This is a genomic window from Desertibacillus haloalkaliphilus (assembly GCF_019039105.1).
Lineage (GTDB): Bacteria > Bacillota > Bacilli > Bacillales > KJ1-10-99 > Desertibacillus > Desertibacillus haloalkaliphilus.
In genome coordinates this window covers 1-431 of record NZ_JAHPIV010000153.1, presented here as the reverse complement: position 1 = coordinate 431, position 431 = coordinate 1, and the positions used below count along the sequence as shown (strand labels likewise).

Below are 431 nucleotides of genomic sequence, written 5' to 3'. Positions count from 1 at the left end.
CAATTATGGCAGTCGATTATGCGAGGGGAAGCCGAAGCAAAAATCGAATATAAACGTAAAAAAATGACCGTATTCTTTTCTGATATTCAGGGATTTACTGAACTATCAGAAACTTTAATTCCTGATGACTTAGCTTTCTTGCTGAACGATTATTTAAGTCATATGACTGAAATTGCAAAGCAATATGAAGCGACGGTCGATAAATTTATGGGAGATGCGATTCTCATATTTTTTGGAGATCCGAATTCACAAGGGGTTGAGCAAGATGCCAAATCCTGTGTAGAAATGGCAATTGCTATGCGTCAGCAAATGAAGTTGTTGCGCGAACGATGGAAGAAAATGGGATATTCAGCCTTACATATCCGTATGGGTATTAGTACAGGTTATTGCCACGTAGGGAATTATGGTGCAACCCATCGTATGGCTTATAC

1 protein-coding gene is annotated in these 431 nt (G+C 39.0%); it reads left to right on the top strand.

The window, feature by feature from the left end; all coding sequences use genetic code 11:
- A partial coding sequence (locus KH400_RS21300; protein ID WP_217228062.1) for an adenylate/guanylate cyclase domain-containing protein occupies positions 1–431 on the top strand: 431 nt, incomplete at both ends.